The following is a 22,212-nucleotide window of genomic DNA, read 5'->3' on the forward strand; positions in this document are numbered from 1 at the left end:
ATGTTGTTATTAACTAATCCTGCTGTAATTTCTATTTTTGTAATGATTGTCCTATGTTTGTTGCGTGTGAATGTGCTTTTATCTATAGTTTTTTCAACGTTGATTGCGGGTTTATTGTCTGATATGGGACTTGTTCAGACAATAAATTTGATGATTAAAGGCATGAGTGGTAATATGTCTATAGCCTTAAGTTATATTTTCTTGGGGATTTTGGCAGTGGCAATCAGTACAGGAAATTTGACAAAAGTTCTTGTATATCGTGTTTCTTTGCTTGTTGAGAATAAAAAAAATCTTTTTGTTTTTTTGATTGCTTTCTTGGCGTGTTTTGCTGAGAATCTTATTCCTATTCATATTGCTTTTATTCCAATTTTAATTCCACCACTTTTGGGTTTAATGAATGCACTCAAAATTGACAGAAGGGCAGTGGCATGTGCTCTTGCTTTTGGTCTTGAGGCGCCTTATATTTGTATTCCTGTGGGTTTTGGATTGATTTATCAAACTATTATTCAAGAGCAGATGTTGCAAAATGGGATTAGGGTAAGTATTTTTGATATTGCAAGTGTAATGTGGATAGGTGGACTTGCAATGCTTTTTGGTTTGATGCTTGCAGTTTTAATATTATATAGAAAACCTAGAGAATACAATGGAGAGTTATTGGATCAAAAATTTATGCAGCTTAAGGAAGTAAGGTTGCAAAAAGATGATTATATGGCATTATTAGGAGCTGCAATAGCGTTTTCTGCGCAAATTATCACTTCTTCTTTACCATTAGGAGCATTTATAGGTATCATTTTTATGATTGTTACAGGTGTGATTAAATGGGAAAAAATGGATAAGGTTGTAGATGATGGAATTAAATCTATGGCGTTAATTGCATTTATTATGCTTATTGCCTCTGGATTTGCAGAGGTTTTGAAAGAAAGTGGAGGTGTACAACAACTTGTTGAAGTTACTGCTAATGTAGTTGGAGGAAAATTGGGTGGTATTGTCTTAATGCTTCTTGTAGGTTTGCTTGTGACAATGGGGATAGGAACTTCTTTTGGAACTATACCTGTGATTGCAACTTTTTATTGCCCTTTGTGCATAGAATTAGGCTTTAGTGTTTCCGCAATAATTTTGCTTTTGGGGATTGCCGGAGCTTTAGGCGATGCGGGATCACCTGCTTCAGATACCACTATTGGACCAACAATGGGATTAAATATTGATGGACAACATAATCATATTTGGGATACCTGTGTACCCACCTTTTTGGTTTATAATATCTCTCTACTTATTTTTGGTGTTATTGGTACCTTTATCTTGGGATAAGTTTTTGTATTTTTCTTGAAAAGATTTAATTTGTGCAAAGATAGCTGCTACGACTTCAAAGAGTGTATGAGGTATAGGCTCTTCAAGATCTACTTGTTTGTATAATGTACGGGCAAGTTTTGGATTTTCTACAATTTCAATATTGTGTTCACGCGCGATACCTTTAATTCTGATGGCAAGATGGTCTATACCTTTAGCTACTACAACAGGAGCTGGATCATTGGGTGCAAAACGCAATGCAATTGCATAGTGAGTGGGGTTTGTTACAACAACATCTGCACTAGGGATAGCCTGCATCATTTTTCCTAGAGTGTTTTTCATCATAATTTGGCGAATCTTGGCTTTTACTTCAGGATTTCCTTCTTGTTGTTTGTACTCATCTTTGACTTCTTGTTTACTCATCCGGAGAGATTTAATATATTGATATCTTTTAATAAGATAATCTGCAATTGCCATGATAAAAAATAATACCAATAAGCTTGAAATCAAAATGAGCGATTTGTCTCTTACCCATACAGCTTGAGAAAAAATATTGATCATCGCTACATTGGGGATTTGTTGTAAAAAGCTGATAAAAATTGCTCCACCTAGCAAAAATGCAATAAAAACTTTTAGAGTAATCATAAAACCATCAAGAAGTTTTTTTAAAGAAAATAGGTTTTTAAGACCTTTGATGGGATTAATTTTGCTTAATTTTGGTTGTAAAACTTTTGGGGCTAATAAAAAGCCAATTTGTGCAAGATTTCCAATAATACCCGCAAGCATCAAGGCTGCAAAAATAGGGAATAATATTAATAAGGTTTTCCAGAGCAATGTGAGGAAAAGATTGAAAATATTATTAAAACTAAAATCAAGATGGAAGAATTGCAGACAAGTTATATAGATTCCCTCTAGGTTTTTAAGCCAAAAAGGAAAAATAGCAAAAAGGGTGAATATACCTACTATAAAGCTGATAAATGCCACAAGTTCTGGGCTTTTTGAAACATTGCCTTCTTCTCTTGCTTTTTGTATTTTTCTACTAGATGGGGCTTCTTGTTTTTCTTGTTCATCTGCCATAATATTCCCTTAAAATAAGTTGATAATCATGCGGTGTGTTAAGATTGGATAAATCTTTATCGCTATCATGATTTAGTTCAAATATTTTACATTCTTGTAAAATATTTTTGATTTTATATTTTTCATTTTTCAGAGCATTTTGTATATTTGATAATGTATTTTTATGCCAAATTGCTGTAAGATAATGTTCTTTTTTTGGCGTTTTGATATAAAAAACATCATGAGTATTCTTTTGTGCTTGTGTAAGGAGGTTTATAATTAGGCTAGGAGGTACTAGTGGCGTATCTACACAAATAAAAAATATTTTTTCAGAATCTAGAGATAAAAATGCACTTTCTAAAGCTAATAGTGGGGTGTAGAGCGTGCTTTCTAAAGGATTATCCTTAATGCAAGGAAGGTTGAAAAAATCTTGCTTGCTTGCAATATAAACTTGGGAAAAAATTTTTTGCATTTTTTGAAATTGATATTGCAGGAGGGTTTTTTCTCCAAATGGCAAAAGAGCCTTATTACTCCCCATTCGAGAACTTTTTCCACCGCAAAGAATTACGCAAGGTATATTCATATTTTCCCTTTTTAGATTAAAATTTTAATTGTATGATTATAGAGTTTAAAATCTGATTAAGAATGAATAAGGTAATGTAGTTAATTATAAAATAAATAAGGTTGATAAAATGTTGCAAGATACTTTTGGAAGGACGATTGACTATATACGTGTTTCTGTAACAAAGCAGTGTAATTTTAGATGTCAGTATTGTATGCCAAATACCCCATTTGATGCTTTTGATAAAGATGAATATATTCCTTTGGATAATGTTTTAGAATTTTTAAAAGTTGGCATTGATCAAGGGATTAAAAAAATTAGAATTACAGGTGGAGAGCCACTTTTAAGAAAAGATTTGCCGGAATTTATTGCAAAATTGCGAGAATATTCTAAAGATGTGCAACTTGTTTTGACTACAAATGGATTTTTGTTGCAAAAAAGTGCTGAAATCTTAAAAAAGGCAGGGCTAGATCGCATTAATATATCACTTGATTCTTTAAAGCGTGAAAAAATTATGCAAATTTCCAAAAAAGACGGATTAAATAATGTTTTATTGGGTATTGATGAAGCATTGCGTCATGGATTTGGAATCAAGATTAATTCTGTGATTTTAAAAGGTGTAAATGATGATGAGATTCTCGATCTCATGGAATATGCAAAGAGTAAAAATATTAGTATACGCTTTATTGAATATATGGAAAATATCCATGCAAGTGATGTGATATTAGGGGTTAGAGAAAAAGATATTTTAGAAAAAATCGCAACAAAATTTAAATTTAAAATACTTGATGAACAAATTATTGGACCTGCAAAACTTTATCAATGTGATGATGGTTATATTTTTGGGATTATTGCACCTCATAATGATGATTTTTGTCAAACTTGCAATAGAATCCGCTTGACTGCAGAAGGCGTGATTTGCCCTTGTTTGTATTATCAAGATAGCGTAGATGCAAGATCTGCATTAATGTCTAAAGATCCCAAGGAGATTAAAAAAGTTTTAGAACAAGCAGTTTTTAACAAACCTGAAAAAAATCAATGGGATGAAAGTATGCCAAAAGATAAAATTTCAGCGCGTGCTTTCTATCATACTGGAGGATAAAAGTGGATTTATTGGAGCGAGTATTAAATAAAGAAAATTTAAAACCAAGTGAGCTTAGTGCGCTTTATGATTATGATATTTTTACATTGGGTAAAGTTGCAGATGAAATGCGTAAAAAAAAGTATGGCAATAAAGTATTTTTTAATATTAATCGTCATATTAATCCGACAAATATTTGTGCAGATGTATGTAGGTTTTGTGCTTTTTCTGCAAGTAGAAAAAATCCAAATCCCTATGAAATGAGTATTGATGAGATTGTCTCACAAGTATTAGCATGTCAAAATCGTGGAATAAAAGAAGTGCATATTGTTTCAGCACATAGTCCAAATTATTCTTATGAATGGTATTTAGATATGTTTATGGCAGTGAAAAAAGCAGCACCAAATATTCATCTCAAAGCCATGACCGCAGCAGAAGTAGATTATTTGGATAGAAAATTTGAAAAAGGATATCAAAAAATTCTTGAAGATATGGCAAAGTGTGGGGTAGATTCTATGCCTGGGGGTGGAGCAGAGATTTTTGATGAAAAAGTGCGTCAGTATATTTGTAAAGGAAAAGTAAATTCTCAAAGGTGGTTAGAGATTCATAATTATTGGCATCAACTTGGAAAAATGAGTAATGCAACAATGCTATTTGGGCATGTTGAGACAAGAGAGCATCGTATTGATCATATGCTAAGATTGCGTAATATTCAACAAGATAGCAATATAGTCGAGGCAAAAAAAGGAGGCTTTAATGCTTTTATTCCATTGCTTTATCAAAATCAAAATAATTTTTTAAATATTAAAGAAAATTTGAGTGGTCAAGAGATATTAAAAACTTTAAGTATTGCAAGAATTATATTAGATAATATTCCACACATTAAGGCATATTGGGCTAGTTTGTCTTTAAATGTAGCATTGATTGCACAAGAATTTGGTGCAGATGATATGGATGGAACAATTGAAAATGAATCAATCCAGTCAGCAGGTGGTGCAAAAAGCAAAAATGGTGTCAGTAAAGAGCTTATGATTGCACAAATTAAAGATGCGGGATTTAGACCTATTGAGCGTGATAGCTTATATAATGAGTTACAGGAATATTGAGAAAAAAGGAGAGATGATGAGACATTTTAGAGTAATTAAAGATGTGGCAATGATAGGTGGAATAAGTGCCATGGTAGTTTTTGCATTACAGGGGTGTGATAATCAGTCTCAAAAACAAGAGTTGAATCAAAGTGTTAAAAAAGGTGCATTTGTTTTGTTAGAGGAACAAAATGATGGTAGCTATAAAATATTGGAAGAATATCCTAGTGGTACGACACATGTGGTGGTACGTGATAAAAATGGTATAGAGCGTGTTTTGAGTCAAGCAGAAATTGATCAATTATTGAAAGAGGAAGAAAGAAAAATTGATAATAATACAAGTGAGTTAACCTCTAGTGGATCGCAAGGATTAGGTTTGGGGAGTGCAATTTTAGCAAGTGCTGCTGGTGCGATTTTGGGGAGTTATATCGGAAATAAATTATTTAATAATCCTAACTACCAGCAAAATCAACAAAGAAATTATAAATCCCCTCAGGCTTATGAGAGAAGCCAGAATAGTTTTAAAAATACGAGTTCAACGTCAAATACAGCAGCAAAAAGTGGTGCAAAAAGTGGATTTTTTAAAAATTCTAGTGCTACATCACAAAGTATAGGGGGATAAAATATGGAAATAAAAAAAATTCATTCTTTAGACAACCAAACCTTAGAAGAAATTGGTTTAGAATGGCATAGTGATCCTGATAATACGCCTTATATTGCTGATGAGCTTGTTGTGCTTAAAGAAGAGGAGGCACAAAAGTTTTATGAGGCGGGTAATGAGCTTTATGATATGTTTGTAGAGGCGGCTGAATATGTGATTGAGAATGATTTGTTTTTTGAATTAGATATTCCAAATGCTATTATTCCTATGATTAAGCAAAGTTTTGAAGAGGATATTCATTGGCATTTGTATGGGAGATTTGATTTTGCTGGTGGGCTTGATGGACAGCCTATTAAACTTTTAGAATTTAATGCAGACACTCCTACAATGCTATATGAAACTGCTGTTGTGCAATGGGCATTGTTAAAATCTAATGGTTTAGATGAAAATAAGCAATTTAATAATATTTTTGAAATGATTGGAGAAAATTTTAAGCGTATTATTACCCTTGGAGATGATCCATCAAGGTTTGTAGAACTTTATGAAGGGTGGAAAATTTTATTTTCAAGCATTGGGGGAAATGTTGAGGAAGAGAGAACAACAAAGTTTTTAAAAGAAATTGCTCAATCTGTAGGGTTTGAAACACATTATGCACCTATTGATTTAGTAGAATTTTCACCTCATGATGGTGTTCTTTTTGAGGGTGTGAATTATGAATTTTTATTTAAGTTAATTCCATGGGAAAATATTGCGATTGATGAGCCAGAGCTTGCAAGTATTATGCAAAAAATGATGGAAAATAAAAATACAATTTTCTTAAATCCTGCATATACTTTGTTATTCCAAAGCAAGAGAATTTTAAAAATTTTATGGGATCTTTTTCCAAATCATCCTTTATTATTAGAGACAAGTTATGAGCCTTTAAAAGATAAAAAGCAAGTGTTAAAAAGGGCTTTTGGTAGAGAAGGGGCAAATATAGAAATCTTAGATAAAAATCAAAACATTATTACAAAAAATACTGGAATTTATCAAAATCATAAAGCAGTTTATCAAGAATTTTGCGAACTTAATAAGAATGGGGAATTTTATTATCAGCCAAATGTGTTTTTTGCCTATGAATCTTGCGGATTAGGATTTAGAAAAGGTGGATTGATTTTAGATAATTACTCTAAATTTGTAGGTCATTATTTAAAGTAATTTTTTATATGTATTAATTTATCTTTTTTTGTCACAATTCGGTATCAAAATTAAGGATAAATATGGAAACAGTAATTAATCAACAAAATATACAAAAACTTATGGATATTTTTTATGCAAAAGTTAGAAAAGATCCAGAATTATCAAAGATTTTTTTGCCAGCTGTGGGTGAAGATAATGAAAGTTGGGAAAAACATAAAGAAAAAATTGGTAGATTTTGGAGACAAATGCTTTTAGGAGAACCTGTTTTTGATGGACAACCTTTAAAAAAACATTTAGATTTACCACCTTTCCCTAGAGAACTTTTTAATGTATGGTTAAATTTATTTTCAGAATCTTTACATCAAATTTATGAAAATGATGTTGCAAAATCTATTTTACAAAAAGCAACAATGATTGCACAAAGATTTCAGATTGCTATTTATGATATGCAAATACATGGATAGTTAATTTTTTTCTTTTCATTTTTATGTATTTTAAGTTGGAAAATATAGAATTTTTTATTAAAATAAGATATGTTTTTAACTTAAGGCATAAAAATGGATTTTTTACTCAATAACCTCAAACAGAAAATACAACACATAGATCAGGCACAAAAATTTATTATTAGAGATGAAGATAGAAAATTTGTAGAATCTTTTGTAAAAACCTTTAAATTTTCTCAAGACTTTGTTGAGCCAATTTTAAAATTTTTATCACATAAAAAACCTACAAATTTAGTATGGCTCAGCCTTTCAGAATGTACGGGATGTACAGAGAGTTTTTTGCGTAATGAGATTCCAGGGATAGATTCTTTATTATTGGAATATATAAATTTAGACTATCATGAAGTGTTGATGAGTGCAGCAGGTTTTCAAGCAAGAGAGAATCTCAAAAAACTAAAAAAGGGTGAATATTTTCTTGTTGTTGAAGGAAGTGTGTGTGCACAACAAGAGTATTTTGCAACTTTTGGAGCAGAGGCATCTAGCGGTGCAGAAGAGCTATTGCATTTAGGTAGAGATGCATTTATGGTTCTTTGCGTGGGGACTTGTTCGAGCTTTGGTGGTGTGCAAGCTGCAAATCCAAACCCTACAAATACAGAAAGTATTGACAAATTAATACAAAGAGAAGTGGTGAATATTCCGGGTTGTCCACCTAGTGATATTAATATTATCTACACATTAATGTATGCTATTATTTTTGAAGAAGCTCCGAGCCTAGATATATTAAATCGACCCTTATGGGCGTATGGTAAAACTGTGCATGATACTTGTGAAAGGAAAGCAAAGTTTGAATCTGGTGATTTTGTGCAAACCTTCGGTGATGAAAAAATGACACAAGGTTATTGTCTTTATAAAGTAGGGTGTAAAGGACCTTATGCATACAATAATTGCCCAAAAGTAAAATTTAATTCTAAGACGAGTTGGCCGATTCAAGCAGGGCATGGCTGTATTGCTTGCAGTGAGCCAAATTTTTGGGATGATTTTGGAGTTTTTGAAACTCCTATGACTAAACAAAATAAATCTTTTGCAAAAGAAGAAAAAAAAGAGGCTGTTAGTATGCAGGATTTTTATACTTTTGTTTTAAATTTACAAAGCCATCAAATAGGGATTTTTTTAGATTCTAAGCAAACGCAGATTCTTTTTAATGGCAAGAATATTTTAAATTTTAATTTAGAATTAAATACGCATCTATTTTTGGAAGGATTGGCAAAAAAAAGCAAACTTACTTCGCGTTTGGTGGAAAATTATCAAACTTACTTTCCCAAACTTTATCAAAAGAATATGCACAATATGCTAGATAGTAAAATATCACAAAATCCTGCAGATATACTCCTTTTGATGCATGAAATCCTTAGTTTAGAAAAGAAAGAAAATACCCATTATTTTGCACTTCAAGAGGCCATGTCTTTTCCTTTTAAGGTGGTGAGCGATATGGATTTTTCTGTAAAAGTGAGTGAAGATAATATAGTGATTGATACAGTAAAGGGTATGCGTCTTGTTTTGTGTTACGCTTTGGGTGGATTGGAATATGATGGGATTGCTTATGGAATTCTGGCTACCTTATGTAAAGCACTTAAAGAAGGAGTGTCTAAATTTATTGTTTTAAAGGGGATAAAAAATGATGTAGTGCTTGGAGGGGATTTGGTACAAAATTCTTTGATAGAAAAATGGTTACTTAAATAATGAGAATAGTTTTTTGATTTTTGTTAAATTTATGATCTTAAAAATGAGGGTAGGGTAAAATTTTTTGGCAAGGGATGAGTGAAGTCTTTTTCTTCATCAATATCTAAAGAATATTCTTTGTCCATAATATAGCCAATAGGATTATCATTAAAGCTTGTGTTTGTTGTTAAGGTAGAAATTTTATTGATATAAATTGCTCCATTAATGCGATAAAAAGGTGGTAAGTCTTGCCTACGTGTTGTGCTATTTGTTTGCAATAATGGAGTGAGAATATTATCTTTGGTAGTGCGCATAAAAATAGGATGTTCATTTACCTCGCAAATACTTGCCAAATCTTTTTGATGTTTGCAATAAAGCTTATAAGCTTCTTTAATATGAAATGCAGTTCTTAGCGGCGATGTAGGCTGTAATAAAATAAGAGTATCAAAGTTTTTACCAATTTGACAATATTTTTCAAGAGATTCTAAAATGCAATCTATACTCTTGCTTGTATCTTGCGCACTTTCTTTGGAACGCAAAAAAGGAACATTTGCACCATATTTTTTAGCAATTTCTGCATATTTTTCACTATCTGTGCATACAAATACTTCATCACATACACCACTTTTTAGCGCGCTATGAATACTATAAGCCATAAGTGGAATATTATAAAAAGGGCGAATATTTTTATCTTTTACGCCCTTACTACCACTTCTAGCGGGGATAATCGCCAAAACTTTCATTATAAATCTATAAACTTTTTTTGAAGTTTTGTTTTCCAAATTTCTGGATCTTCAAGAATTTTTATAAATTTTTTAGCACTATTTCCTGTACCAAAATGTAAATTTACCTCAAGATTTTGGATACTAGGAATTTTTTGAATTGCTTGCAGGATTTCTTCTTTTTCTGGATTGATGGATAATATATGATTATCTTTTTTATAGCGTCCTTCTTGTCTTGTTCCTATATTAATGCATGGAGTACCATATACTGGTGCTTCTCGGATTCCTGCAGAACTATTACCAATAATAAATTTTGCTTCTTTTAATAAAGTAAGAAAAAATTCAAATTTAATAGAAGTAAAAATCTTAAAGTGGGTTTCTGGGAGTTGTGTGAGATGTTTGATGATAATTTTTGAACCATTGTCGTTGTTGGGATAGATGACGATGTAATTGATTTTAGATTCTATTAGGGCATTTGTAATTTTGATGAGATCGTTTTCTAGTGTCTCTATTTCTGTTGTTACGGGGTGATAAATAAAAATTGCATAATCTTTTTGAAAGTTTTTTATTTGATAATAATGTTTTTGTACATCTTCAAAAGTGGGAAGTTTTTTACTTAACATTAAATCAATATCAGGTGATCCAATGATAAAAATTTTTTCCTTTTTTTCGCCAAGTTGTGATAACCTTATATACGCTTCATTGTTTGCCACAAAATGTAGATGAGCAAATTTACTAATACTATGCCGGATAGATTCATCAATCGTGCCGCTTACTTCACCCCCCTCAATATGTGCCACTAAAATATTGTTAAATGCTCCTACAAGTGCGCCTGATAGGGCTTCTAATCTATCTCCATGTATCACAATCAAATCAGGTTGATAGTCTTTAACAAAAAAGGAAAAATTTTCTATGGCTTCAGAGAGGATAAGATCCATTGAATCATGATTTTGATAGGGCTTGCTAAAAGCTACTTCATTAAAACCATCTTTTAAAATTTCATAATAAGTGCTTCCATAAAGTTCTAACAAATGCATACCACAGATAAAAATTTTATATTCAAAACTTTTAGAATCTTTTACTTCACTTACAAGGCTTTTGATTTTACCCCAATCTGCTCTTGTGCCTGTTAAAAAAACAATTTTTTTCATTTTTGTATCATATTCCAAGAGATATGTGTATCAGTAGGAATATCGCAGTCTGCTGTATATCCTAAAATTTTTTCAAAATCTTTAGCTGGTATTTCGCCGATTGCAGGGCGCTTGACCCAAAGATTTTGCATGCTAAATTTTTCTCCTTTTTTAATAGGGGCAATGCTTACGCAAGTAGCAAATGCAAAATCAATTGTCACCTGTTCCTCTTTTGTAGCTTCTTTTTTGCCTCCACGCATTAAAAAAATCTCTTTAGCACTCATGATAAGATCTTTTGCTTCCTCTGTGTCCATGGAACAGACAATATCAGGACCTTGGCGGTTTTTATGATCTGTGAAATGTCTCTCAACAATACTTGCACCCATGGCAATTGCACCTTTGCATGCATTATTATTTAAAGTATGATCGCTTAGACCAATAGGGATATTGGGGAAGTTTTGCATTAATTCTAGCATAGCACCAAATCTTACAAGATGAGGTGGTGTTGGATAGAGGTTTGTAGTATGTAAAAGTGCATAGGGGACTTTGAGGTCTTCTAGAATTGTTACGGTTTGTCGCACGCTGATTAGATTATTCATTCCAGTAGAAATAATCATAGGTTTTTTAAAATTCGCGATATGTTTGATAAGTGGGAGATTATTCATTTCACCAGAGCCAATTTTATAAGCACTAACCCCCATTTTTTCCAAGCGATCCGCTCCTGCACGCGAAAAAGGTGTAGATAAAAAAATCATTCCTTTGGATTCTACATAATTTTTTAGTGCGATTTCATCTTCCATATTTAATGCACAATTTTGCATAATTTCATAGATACTTTTATTACTGTTACCCGGAATCACTTTTTTTGCGGCACTACTCATTTCATCTTGGATTATATGGGTTTGGTGCTTTAAAATTTCAACACCTGCTAAACATGCCGCATCAACCATTTCTTTAGCAATTTCAAGACTTCCATTATGATTGATTCCTAGTTCTGCGATTACAACAGGGGGAAAATCTTTGCCAATTTTTCTATCTTGTATTTGTATAAAATTATTTTCCACATTACTCCTTAGATATGTTGTAAAACTTTGCAGATTATAGCAATTTTTTCAATATTTTAGTTTAGGACTTTTTGGCAATAATGTAGATAGGGTGATAGGTGAGAGTGTTGTAAAATTTTTCTTTTAGGGCTTGGAGATGTTTTTTTGTGAGAGGGAAATTTTGCTGTAAAGAATTTGTGCCAGTTAATTTGAGATGTTTAAAAGCATCAAGTGGAGTGGGAAAACTCAAGGGGATTTTTTCTTCAAAAAGGTGTAAAATTTTCCATTGAGGTTGTAATAAAGAGCGATAATGATCTAAACTTAGGTATTTTAGGGATTTTTTTGTGATGGTAGCAATTTCATGGAGATTAGATTCTCCAAAACTTCCTAGAGCTAAGATTCCATCTTTTGGACTAAAATTTTGGATATTTGTAAAAAATTTTTTTTGATCAAGCCATTGTATGCAAGCATTAGAGATAATGAGGTCAAAATTTTGCTGATCAAGATGTTTTGAAATATCATTAATGTCAAATTGCAAAAATTGAATATGTGGAGCAAAAGATTTTGCATAATCATTAATATCATTACATGTAAGCTTTTTATATGTGAGATTTTTAATAATTTTTTGTGTAAAAGTTCCTGTTCCAGCACCAAATTCAAAAATATGTGAAAAATGATTATGGGGGAGTAATTTTAAAATTTTATCTTGCATAATTTTTTGTATATGGGCATGTTGTGCATAACTTTCTTTGGCAGAGAAAAATTTATTTGCTATAAATTGCATAGGGATTCCAAAGAGTAATCAAAGAAGATAAAATGTGGAGAATTTGGCAAAATAATAGGGGAGAGATTTTGAGATTGCCACGCTTGTAGCTGATATTTGGCTTGGAAAATTTTATCATTTTGACTTGTAATAGCATAATCCCATAAGCTTTGCTTAGGAGGTATTGTAGTAAGTGTGGCGTAGAGGTTTTGTAATTCAAGAATAAGTTGGGAATTGCAAATATCTTTAATGTTATCTAAAAAATTTTTAGAATCAAAAACATTGATATAAAAATCTAAAAGATTAAAATGTTTGATTGTATGCATAAAAATTACAGGAGGTATGCCTAAGGTTTTATGTATACCAAGATTTGTGCCATTGATAGCGATGGATTTTTTGATATTAAGATTTTTTGGTATAAAATAATTTGCTATTGCCACACCCATAGACCATGCAATAAGATAGACTTCTTGGTTTTGTAAAAATGTAAGATCAAGATGATTGTCTTTGTAGTCATACACAAAAATAATACGATAGGTTTTGTGATAAGCTTCATCAATATAATGAGAAAAGAAATTAGGATTGCTTCCAAATCCTAGAAAAAATAAAATTGTGGAGCGGGTAATATGAGGATTAAAAATTTTTATTTGCATAGTGCCTCGATGATTAGATCCAAATCTTTTAGACTTAAATTTGCATGAAGCGAGAAACGGATTCTAGCTTGATTGATAGGGACACTTGGAGGTCTTATTGCGGGGGCATAAATTTGAGAATCTAAAAGCATGTGCATTACTTCTAAGCTTTTAATATTTGTATAAGTCATAAGGCTAATAATTTGACTTTCGCCAAGAAAATCAAAATTATTTTCTTTGAGTTTTTTTTGTAGATAGAGGCTTAGGGTTTGGAGATGTCTATTTTTTTCAAAAAAAATTTGCAGATTCTTGAAAATATAGAGTGTAAAGGCAATGTTAATTGGTGGGAGTGCGGTAGAAAAAATAAAAGATCGTGCTTTATTGATGAAGTATTGCTTAAAAATATTGTCGCACAACACACAACCTCCTATTGATCCAATTGCTTTTCCGAAAGCAAGGACAATAAAATCAATAGAGGAAAGAAAATTCTCGCTAAGTCCTAATAATTTTTCTCCACATACCCCAAGAGAATGTGCCTCATCAAGATAAATAAAGACATTTTTATAGTTTTTTTTCAAAGCGATAATTTCTTGAATTTTGCAATAATCCCCATCCATGCTAAAAATTCCCTCACTAACAATAATGATATGTTCATATTGATGAATAGAAGATTCTAAGAGATTTTTAAGATCTTGCATGTTATTATGTTTAAATCTTTTGAATTTTGCATGTGCTAATCTTAAGCCATCAAAAATACTTGCATGCACAAAACTATCTACCAAAAATAAAACCCCACCAATTTGGTGTAATGCATTAATGCTCCCTATATTTGCATGATAACCACTATTAAAAAGTAGAGCATTTTTGGGTGCATAGAGTTGGGATAAAAATTCTTCCAATTCTTCAAAAATTGCAAAATTTCCACTTAGACTGCGTGATGAGGAACTAGAAAAGGGTGTAGAATCTAATTGACATTGTTTTAAGAAATTTTGCTGCAATGTTAGATCTTGCGCAATTCCTAAATAGTCGTTAGACGCAAGATTGAGAACTTTTTTTTTATTATGCAAGAGGTATTTGCCTTGATGTCTTAGAGGCTGCAAGATTCTTAAATGAGAGTCTTTTTGTAAATCTTTAAGTATAACACTAATCTTGTCTTGCATTTTAGATTCCTAAAGTTCTATATAATCTATGTAGATTATTTTAACATATTTATATTTTTCAAAGGAATGAAATGCAAAATTTAGCACAAGAAGATTTGAAGTATATTTGGCATCCTTGTACGCAAATGCAAGATCATGAGAGTATTCCATTGATTCCGATAAAACGGGGTGAGGGGGTGTATTTGTATGATTTTGAAAATAGATCTTATATTGATGGAATTAGTAGTTGGTGGGTAAATATTTTTGGACATTGTAATCCATATATTTCCCAAAAATTAAAAGATCAAGTAGAGAACTTGGAACATGTTTTATTGGCAGGGTTTACGCATAAGCCTGTTATTGAACTTTCAAAAAGGCTTTGTGAGTTATTGCCAAATCCTTTAAATAAATGTTTTTATGCAGATAATGGTTCTTCTGCAATTGAAGTAGCATTAAAAATGAGTTTTCATAAAGCTCAAATTGAAGGTAAAAGAAAAACAAAATTTCTTTCTTTGCGTAATGCATATCATGGGGAAACTTTGGGAGCATTAAGTGTGGGGAATGTAGATCTTTATAAAAAAATTTACGCGCCATTATTGCTTGATTGCATTGAGGTAGATGTACCAAATGGAGATGAATATGAAAAAGAGATTATTGCATTTAAAGAGGTTGTTACAAGGAATCATCAAAATATTTGTGCATTTATTTTAGAGCCATTAGTGCAATGTGCGGGTAATATGAATATGTATAGCAAAAAGTTTGTTAAAGAGGCAGTAGAGTTTGCAAGGAGCTATGATATTGAGATTATTTTTGATGAAATTGCAGTGGGGTTTGGTAGAACGGGGAGTTTGTTTGCATTAGAACAATGTGAAGTAATACCAGATTATCTTTGCCTATCAAAGGGGATTACAGGAGGTTTCTTGCCCTTAGCGGTAGTGGTAACAACAGATGAAATTTATCAAAGTTTTTATGCGCCTTATAAACAGATTCATAAAGCTTTTTTACATTCTCATAGTTATACAGGAAACCCTTTGGCTTGTGCCTGTGCAAATGCTGTGCTAGATATTTTTGAAAAAGAAAATGTGGTAGAGAAAAATAAGGAACTTTCTTTGTATATACAAGGAAGATTAAATAAACTAAGTGATTTTAAAAATGTAGAGAATATTCGACATTGCGGGATGATATTTGCCTTTGATTTGAGAGTAAAAAAGTATAGAGTAGGTTTAAGTTTTTTTCAAGAAGTATTAAAAGAAGGAGTTTTATTAAGGCCATTGGGGAATACTATTTATTTTATGCCTCCTTATGTGATTACAAGAGATCAGGTAGATAAAGTTTTTGATAGTGTGGAAAAAATACTTATAAGAAAGTATTTTAATGACTAGAGTAAAATTTGTTATACTTATGGGATTAAAACAAAAATAAGGGATTCTAAATGAATAGCATAAAAGCAAAGTTAATGGCGATATCTTTTAGCATGATCGCAATTATACTTTTGGTAATCGGAACTATATCTTATAGGACAACAAAATCTAATGCTTTAGAGCAAGCTATTGGAGAGTATATTAATGCTGTGGAGTTTGCTGATATTTCTATTGTATCTTCAAAGCAACAAATTTTTTCTAGCATGGTACATTTTTTACGAGGAATTAATGATTTTTCTAATAGTGTTTTTCAAGATAGAAGTGTTATAACAGAAAAGATTGGTTTAATGCTTAAGCCATTTAAGGATGGTGGGAATTATTTGAGTGTATTTTTTGCATTTAATGATGGGGAGTTGATTTTAAGCAATCTTGATACAGATAGAGCAGGAAAAAAATACACAACTTACGGCAAGATACAGGACTTTGATGCAAGACAAAGAGAGTGGTATCAACTTGCTTTGAAAAATAGAAAATTTATCACAACTCCCGTATATATAGATAAAGTGACAAAAGAGCTTTGTTTTACTTATGCAATACCATTGTATAGAGATGGAAAACTATTAGGGGTTTTAGGTGTTGATAGACGATTGAGAAGTTTGCAAGAGCAATTTACAAGTATGCCAGGGCATATTGTGGCAATTGATAGGAGTAAGAAACCATTTGTAGCATCTTCTCTTCAAGAGATTTCTGGTCATGCGAGTGTGGATTATGCAAAATTATATGAAAAAGCATTGATGACAAAAAATTTACAACCCTTTACTTTTCAAGATAAGAATGATCAGGCAAATATTGTAGTGTGTAAAACTGAAGAAGCAGGCACACCTTTTACATATACAATTTGTAGTGTGGAAAATACCGCAAAGGTAATGAATTTAATTGAAGAAGATTCTAGAATACATGTAATTACGGCAATCATTTTGGGAGCAATTGGGATTTGTTTGATGTATTTTATTGTAACTTACTATTTAAAACCTGTTGAAATTATCCAAGAAGGTCTAAATAGTTTTTTTGCTTATGTTAATCATGAAAAAGATGAAATTGCAAGAATTCAAGTGGATACAAAAGATGAGTTTGGTCAAATGGCTGCATTGTTAAATAAAAATATCGAACAATCTAAAGCGATATTAGAACAGGATGCAAAAGCATTAAGAGAATCGGCAAATGCCTGTAAAATATTAGAAAGAGGTAATCTTAGTGTGAGAATTAAAGAGGTACCAAAAAATCCACAACTTACAGAATTGATTAATTTATTAAACTCGACTTTTGCGACATTTGAGAGAAAGATTGGGAAAGATCTTAATGAGATTAATAGGGTATTTGTTTCTTATAGAAATCTTGATTTTACAACTGAAATAAAAAATGCAAATGGTGATGTGGAATTGGTAACAAATGAATTAGGTGGTGAGATTAGAAAGATGTTGGCAACTTCTGAAGAGTTTGCAAAAAATCTAGGTCGTGTGTCTAGTGATCTTTCTTTGGCTGTAAGAAGCTTGACACAAACCTCTGATTTACAAGCAGATTCTTTAAATAAAACTACAAAGTCTATTTATAACATTACACAAACAATGGAAGATGTTAATAAAAAAACTACCCAAGTTATTAAACAATCTGAAGAAATTAAATCTGTTATTGGTATTATTAGAGATATTGCTGATCAAACCAATCTTCTTGCATTAAATGCAGCGATTGAAGCAGCAAGAGCAGGGGAACATGGTAGAGGATTTGCTGTTGTTGCTGATGAAGTAAGAAAACTTGCTGAAAGAACACAAAAAAGCTTGGGAGAAATTGAAGCAAATACCAATATTTTGGTGCAATCAATTAATGAAGTGGGTACTTCTATCAATGAGCAAGTAGAAAGTGTTTCACAAATCAATTCTACAATCGATGATTTGGAAAAAATCACTCAAGAAAATGTGGAAATTGCTAAACAATCTTCTGATATTAGTAATAAAATTGAAAGTATTGCTGAAAAGATTCTAACGGATATTAATAAGAAAAAATATTAATTTTATCTATCGTGGGAATATCTTATTCTCCGCGATAGGTTTAGCTCTTTTTAACAACCTTCTTAATATAAGATATATTTTTTAATTATCAATTAAATTTTTTTATAGACTTTCAAATCTTTAATGTTAAGTATTATGTATTTGTTTGAGAAGGGTAGGAAAGGTTTATTTTAAACTTAAATATGTGAGTACACACTTTGTAGCAAAAGATGCAGGATAATTTATATAGTGAGTAAATATATATTGGTATTATGGTTTTTGTGTAAAATTTTGTAGCTATTTGTATTTTTTTAATTATCTATTTGACTAATTTTATTTTGATTGTTTCTTGCTATTTTTTTAAATAGATTAGGGTGATTATATTTGGCTGGATTCTTTCTATCGGGTTCTATGTATTACGATACATAATAGCGTAGTTTTGTATTTTTAGAGATTTTATTTGGAATTTGTAAATTGTTTAGGGAAAATTTTATCAAAAGGAATAGTGAAGCGATAAGTATAGGTAATATTGATTGTATAAGGACTATAAAGATAGAATTGGTTTCCTTTGAGTGGGCCAGATTGAGCAAGAATATAAGTAGCTTCTAAGCGATGATTTTCATCAAAAAGATAACTAAAGCCTAATTTTAATCCAATCCCAAAAGAAAAGTTTTGATATTTTTGGATTTTAATCGCTCCCATATTGATACCAAAAATAAATCCAAAAGTTTGACGATCTCTGGGGAAAAAATCATAAAGCATATCATAGCTAAAAAGTAGAGCATGAGAGCTTATTGGCCCTTCTTGTGTGATGTGAAAGGTGTTGTAGGTTTCAAAAAGAATTCTAGCACCAAATAGATTTGGAGGTAGGGGAATTAGCATGGATTGAAAATTTTGATAACCAATGAGTGCATGGATTCCATAAGCACTAGAATGGGAAAAAGTTTTCTTTTCTAAAGATTGGATAGGGGTGCTAGGTAGTCCTACACCACCCCCAACTAAAAAACCACTTTTATTGCCACCTTTGATATAATCCTGTACAAATGTAGGACTTATAGGTGAAAGAGGTTTGAGATCTGCAAGCAAAAAGCTGCAAAAATAACATAAAAAAAACAATTGTTTTTTTAGCAAATGAATACCTTAAAAATATTTTTGCTATTGTATCAAAAACTTACACCTTTTTGTGGAGGTGTAAGTTTGTTTTAGATAGGTAAAACGCGTATTTTTGGATCAAGTTTTTCTTGTAATACACCTTCAATAGCAAAAAGAGTACCTGTTGAAGCACTAGCACAACCATTGCAAGCACCCATATATCGGATATAAATATCAATATATCCATCACTACTATTTTTGATATCTAAAATTTCCATATCCCCACCATCCATCATGAGCATAGGACGAATATTTTCATCAATAGCCTTATCTACAGCTTTGATTTTTTGCACCATTGTCATGTCAGCAAAACTTAATTCCCCATTATTTTCTTTAGAAATATTTTCTTTTAATTTTTCTGATTCTATTTGTGCTCTAACATCTGCTAGGATATCTACAAGATAGTAATCACGCTTTTCATGACCACCTGGTTTAATGCAACTTTTGCAAAATGCACCTGCTTTGGTGTATTGAGTGATTTCTTCAACAGTTTTTAGATCATTGAGACGAATGACTTCCTTAATTGTAGAAAGACTTACTCTAGCACACTCACATACAATAATTTCATCTTCAAAATCTTCAGCATTTTTTCCAAGATATAATCCCGCAGCTTTTTTGATAACATCATAAGCCATTACAGAACAGTGCATTTTTTGACCAGGGACAGCAGGAGTATCTGGATCATCTCTTAGTGCATGTTCTACATCAAGATTTGTAATTTTTACCGCATCTTGAACTTTTTTTCCTAAGCAGAGTTCTACCATCATATCACTACTTGCAATTGCTGTGCCACAACCAAAACTTTTAAATTTTGCATCAATAATTACATCATTTTCATCTACTAGCCAATAAAGTCGTACAGCATCGCCACAAGATTCTGCGCCATAATCTGCAACAATTAGTTTTGCATTTTTTTCATCAGCATCTTTTTGTGTTAAAACACCAAGATGAGTAGGATTATCCATTCTCTCGCTAACTTTTTTTGAATATGCATCCCAGAGAGCACCACCAATTAAATCATTTTTTGCCATTATAAACTCCCTTCATAAGAACTAGAAATTTTTCTTAATCTTTCAACAGCCTTTTTAAATACTTCTATTGTATAGTCAATTTCTTCTTGTGTGTTAAAGCGTGATAAAGAGATTCTTACTGCGGTATGCGCTAATTCTTTATCAGCACCTATAGCAACCATAACAGGATTAGCTTCCAAATCTTCACTTGCACAAGCGCTACCTGTTGAGCAAGCAATGCCAGCCTTATTTAAATCCCAGAGCATAGCTTCACCCTCAATTCCTCTAATACTAATTAATGTAGTGTTTGGCACTCTATGTTTTCTATCACCAACAACAACAACATCAGGAATTTTTAATAATTCGTCTTCTAAATAATTTCTTAATTTTAAAATCGTGGAATTTTCATAATCTAGATAAGAGTTTGCTATTCGCATAGCCTCACCCATTCCTATGATATAGGGAACATTTAAAGTACCACTTCTTCTACCTCTCATATGTTCTCCGCCATGAAATAGGGGAGTAAGTTCTTTACCTTTTTTGATGTAAAGTGCACCAATACCTTTTGGACCATGAAATTTATGTGCAGAAAATGAGAGAAAGTCTACATTTGCTTTTTGTACATCAACGGGAATTTTTCCGATTGCCTGAACCGCATCTGTATGAAAAAGAACACCTTTTTCTTTACATATTGCACCAATTTCTTCAATAGGGAAAATAAGCCCTGTTTCATTGTTTGCCCACATTATACTAACTAATGCCGTATCTTCTGTAATAGCATTTTTTACTTGTTCGGCAGAAATATTACCATCCTTATTGATACTTAGATAAGTGACTTTTACCCCAAGAGTTTCCAGGAATCTACAAGTTGCACCAATTGCGGGGTGTTCTACATCTGTGGTAATAATATGATTTTTTTTACCTGTAGCAATTAGATCGAAATACACACCCTTCAGAACCCAGTTATTAGATTCTGTAGCACAAGAAGTTATGATAATATCATCGCTATCTGCTGCGTTGATTCCTTCATAGAGTTTATTAAATGCATCATGTAATGCAGGATGAATTTCTGTTCCAAATTTATGTAGGGAATTTGGGTTCCCATAGTGCTCACAAAAAAACGGATCCATGAGAGATTTAACACTAGGATCTAGCATTGTTGTGGCATTATTGTCTAAATAAATGCGTTTTTGCATAGTTTTAATCTCCTAAAGTAATAATAAAAAAATGTAAAAATTAGTTTTTAATAATTTTATTGACTTCCATAAAAATAGTGAAGTTGGGTGTATTATAGTAAAAAAATGTAATCATTTTTCAATGAAGTTTATTTTATTTTGCAATGACTACAGCGATTGCAAAATTTCCATCATGCGTAATACTTAGTGAAAAATCTTGAAAACCAAGAGCTAATTTTTTATCTTTTTGAAGATGGATTATGGGAGCATTTTTATGGTTTTTACTAATATGCATATCCAAAAATCCCAATTCTGCACCTATGCCAGTTCCAATGGCTTTGGAACATGCTTCTTTTGCAGCCCAAAAACCAGCAATGGTTTGGATATTGTTGTGGGTAAGAAGGATTTCTTCCTGTGATAAGAAACGCTCCAGAAATTTTTGTGAATGTTTATTGTATATTTTTTGGATTCTTGTAATAGTAACAATATCAATCCCTATTTTTATCATTGTACTACGAAATCTGTAAAAAAGATATTCTTCATTGGGCCATCAAGGAAAATAGGATTGACACGTTGTAAAATTTCATCTTTTATTTTTTCCTTTCCTTTAGGGCTAACAACTTCTTCTATAGACTTAGAAGACAGAATATCAATCACTATATCCTGTATAATTGTTATTTTTTGATCTACTTCTTGTTGCATTTTTGAATTACTTAGCTCGAAAGTAACAGAGACCTTGAGGTAGCGTCTACCACTCTGTGTGATAAGATTAACAACAATAGGTTTAGGCATAGGGTAGAGTGGTCCTATATTAAGAAGACTAGTGTCTTTTGGACTCGGAGAAGGTGTGGTTTGTTTTGCTTGTAGCATTTTTTCTTCAGCATCTCCTTCTCCTTTTTTATCTCCACCTACCAATAAAACAACTACAAGCACAGTGATTAAAATGAGAAAAACAAGAACCCCTATAATTGCAAAAAGCAAAACTTTGCTTTTACCCTTTTCTTGACTTACTTCTTCTTCAGCCATT

General features: G+C 31.8%; 22 protein-coding genes. 9 read left to right on the top strand and 13 right to left on the bottom strand.

Translation table 11 applies throughout. The features are described 5' to 3' along the window. Positions 1 to 1,308, top strand: coding sequence for a Na+/H+ antiporter family protein (locus LW133_RS03720; protein WP_233076644.1), 1,308 nt, complete (start codon positions 1 to 3; stop codon positions 1,306 to 1,308). Here LW133_RS03720 and flhB read toward each other — a convergent pair. Together flhB and mobA are read right to left on the bottom strand one after the other, a co-directional pair. After that, a complete protein-coding gene (gene flhB, locus LW133_RS03725) occupies positions 1,267 to 2,364 on the bottom strand; it encodes a flagellar biosynthesis protein FlhB (RefSeq protein ID WP_233076646.1) in 1,098 nt (365 codons plus the stop codon). The genes LW133_RS03720 and flhB overlap by 42 nt on opposite strands. After that, on the bottom strand, positions 2,354 to 2,926 hold the full coding sequence (gene mobA / locus LW133_RS03730) for a molybdenum cofactor guanylyltransferase MobA (RefSeq protein WP_233076648.1): 573 nt from the start codon (positions 2,924 to 2,926) through the stop codon (positions 2,354 to 2,356). Before mobA ends, flhB begins: the two co-directional genes overlap by 11 nt. A 109-nt stretch (positions 2,927 to 3,035) precedes the next feature. Here mobA and moaA point away from each other — a divergent pair, with 109 nt between their 5' ends. The 6 genes from moaA (at position 3,036) to LW133_RS03760 (ending at position 9,034) form a co-directional block, all read left to right on the top strand. Continuing rightward, complete coding sequence (gene moaA, locus LW133_RS03735; protein ID WP_233076649.1) at positions 3,036 to 4,007, top strand: GTP 3',8-cyclase MoaA; 972 nt, start codon at positions 3,036 to 3,038, stop codon at positions 4,005 to 4,007. Positions 4,008 to 4,009: 2 nt separating this feature from the next. Beyond that, positions 4,010 to 5,092: an aminofutalosine synthase MqnE gene (gene mqnE, locus LW133_RS03740; protein WP_233076650.1), complete on the top strand. Its 1,083-nt coding sequence runs from the start codon at positions 4,010 to 4,012 to the stop codon at positions 5,090 to 5,092. Between the two features lie 13 nt (positions 5,093 to 5,105). Then, positions 5,106 to 5,693, top strand: coding sequence for a UPF0323 family lipoprotein (locus LW133_RS03745; protein ID WP_233076651.1), 588 nt, complete (start codon positions 5,106 to 5,108; stop codon positions 5,691 to 5,693). 3 nt (positions 5,694 to 5,696) lie between these two features. Further along, complete coding sequence (locus LW133_RS03750; RefSeq protein ID WP_233076652.1) at positions 5,697 to 6,869, top strand: glutathionylspermidine synthase family protein; 1,173 nt, start codon at positions 5,697 to 5,699, stop codon at positions 6,867 to 6,869. A 56-nt stretch (positions 6,870 to 6,925) separates the two neighbouring features. Continuing rightward, the gene (locus LW133_RS03755) at positions 6,926 to 7,315 is read left to right on the top strand and encodes a group III truncated hemoglobin (protein WP_233077011.1); all 390 of its coding nucleotides are present in this window, start codon (positions 6,926 to 6,928) and stop codon (positions 7,313 to 7,315) included. Between the two features lie 93 nt (positions 7,316 to 7,408). Continuing rightward, positions 7,409 to 9,034, top strand: a complete 1,626-nt coding sequence (locus LW133_RS03760) for a hydrogenase small subunit (RefSeq protein ID WP_233076653.1) — start codon at positions 7,409 to 7,411, stop codon at positions 9,032 to 9,034. 29 nt (positions 9,035 to 9,063) lie between these two features. Here LW133_RS03760 and LW133_RS03765 read toward each other — a convergent pair whose 3' ends face one another. From LW133_RS03765 to LW133_RS03790, 6 genes are all read right to left on the bottom strand, one after another. Continuing rightward, the gene (locus LW133_RS03765) at positions 9,064 to 9,756 is read right to left on the bottom strand and encodes an acylneuraminate cytidylyltransferase family protein (protein ID WP_233076654.1); all 693 of its coding nucleotides are present in this window, start codon (positions 9,754 to 9,756) and stop codon (positions 9,064 to 9,066) included. Beyond that, a complete protein-coding gene (gene neuC, locus LW133_RS03770; RefSeq protein WP_233076662.1) occupies positions 9,756 to 10,886 on the bottom strand; it encodes a UDP-N-acetylglucosamine 2-epimerase in 1,131 nt (376 codons plus the stop codon). Before neuC ends, LW133_RS03765 begins: the two co-directional genes overlap by 1 nt. Then, positions 10,883 to 11,929 carry an N-acetylneuraminate synthase family protein gene (locus LW133_RS03775; protein ID WP_233076665.1) on the bottom strand — a complete coding sequence of 349 codons (1,047 nt, stop codon included), beginning with the start codon at positions 11,927 to 11,929 and terminating at the stop codon, positions 10,883 to 10,885. The genes neuC and LW133_RS03775 overlap by 4 nt, the downstream gene beginning before the upstream one ends. Before the next feature lie 61 nt (positions 11,930 to 11,990). After that, on the bottom strand, positions 11,991 to 12,692 hold the full coding sequence (locus LW133_RS03780) for a methyltransferase domain-containing protein (RefSeq protein ID WP_233076681.1): 702 nt from the start codon (positions 12,690 to 12,692) through the stop codon (positions 11,991 to 11,993). Beyond that, the gene (locus tag LW133_RS03785) at positions 12,680 to 13,324 is read right to left on the bottom strand and encodes a pimeloyl-ACP methyl esterase BioG family protein (protein WP_233076683.1); all 645 of its coding nucleotides are present in this window, start codon (positions 13,322 to 13,324) and stop codon (positions 12,680 to 12,682) included. Before LW133_RS03785 ends, LW133_RS03780 begins: the two co-directional genes overlap by 13 nt. Then, positions 13,315 to 14,463: an aminotransferase class I/II-fold pyridoxal phosphate-dependent enzyme gene (locus LW133_RS03790; RefSeq protein WP_233076685.1), complete on the bottom strand. Its 1,149-nt coding sequence runs from the start codon at positions 14,461 to 14,463 to the stop codon at positions 13,315 to 13,317. The genes LW133_RS03785 and LW133_RS03790 overlap by 10 nt, the downstream gene beginning before the upstream one ends. A 71-nt stretch (positions 14,464 to 14,534) precedes the next feature. Here LW133_RS03790 and LW133_RS03795 point away from each other — a divergent pair, with 71 nt between their 5' ends. Continuing rightward, positions 14,535 to 15,824, top strand: coding sequence for an adenosylmethionine--8-amino-7-oxononanoate transaminase (locus LW133_RS03795; RefSeq protein WP_233076687.1), 1,290 nt, complete (start codon positions 14,535 to 14,537; stop codon positions 15,822 to 15,824). Between the two features lie 50 nt (positions 15,825 to 15,874). Then, positions 15,875 to 17,869, top strand: coding sequence for a methyl-accepting chemotaxis protein (locus LW133_RS03800; protein WP_233076689.1), 1,995 nt, complete (start codon positions 15,875 to 15,877; stop codon positions 17,867 to 17,869). Positions 17,870 to 18,304: 435 nt separating this feature from the next. Here the strand turns inward: LW133_RS03800 and LW133_RS03805 are convergent, their stop codons facing one another. The 5 genes from LW133_RS03805 to fliL form a co-directional block, all read right to left on the bottom strand. Continuing rightward, complete coding sequence (locus LW133_RS03805) at positions 18,305 to 18,979, bottom strand: DUF2715 domain-containing protein (protein WP_233076691.1); 675 nt, start codon at positions 18,977 to 18,979, stop codon at positions 18,305 to 18,307. Between the two features lie 71 nt (positions 18,980 to 19,050). Further along, positions 19,051 to 20,031, bottom strand: coding sequence for an iron-sulfur cluster assembly scaffold protein (locus LW133_RS03810; protein WP_233076693.1), 981 nt, complete (start codon positions 20,029 to 20,031; stop codon positions 19,051 to 19,053). Next, positions 20,031 to 21,206 carry a NifS family cysteine desulfurase gene (locus LW133_RS03815; protein WP_233076695.1) on the bottom strand — a complete coding sequence of 392 codons (1,176 nt, stop codon included), beginning with the start codon at positions 21,204 to 21,206 and terminating at the stop codon, positions 20,031 to 20,033. Before LW133_RS03815 ends, LW133_RS03810 begins: the two co-directional genes overlap by 1 nt. Before the next feature lie 133 nt (positions 21,207 to 21,339). Beyond that, positions 21,340 to 21,693 carry a holo-ACP synthase gene (gene acpS / locus LW133_RS03820; protein WP_233076697.1) on the bottom strand — a complete coding sequence of 118 codons (354 nt, stop codon included), beginning with the start codon at positions 21,691 to 21,693 and terminating at the stop codon, positions 21,340 to 21,342. Then, positions 21,690 to 22,211 (bottom strand): flagellar basal body-associated protein FliL, encoded by a 522-nt coding sequence (gene fliL, locus LW133_RS03825; protein ID WP_233076699.1) that lies wholly within the window; start codon positions 22,209 to 22,211, stop codon positions 21,690 to 21,692. The genes acpS and fliL overlap by 4 nt, the downstream gene beginning before the upstream one ends. Between the last annotated feature and the right edge of the window lies 1 nt (position 22,212).

Origin of the sequence: Helicobacter anatolicus, assembly GCF_021300615.1 — a bacterium.
Classification (GTDB): domain Bacteria; phylum Campylobacterota; class Campylobacteria; order Campylobacterales; family Helicobacteraceae; genus Helicobacter_H; species Helicobacter_H anatolicus.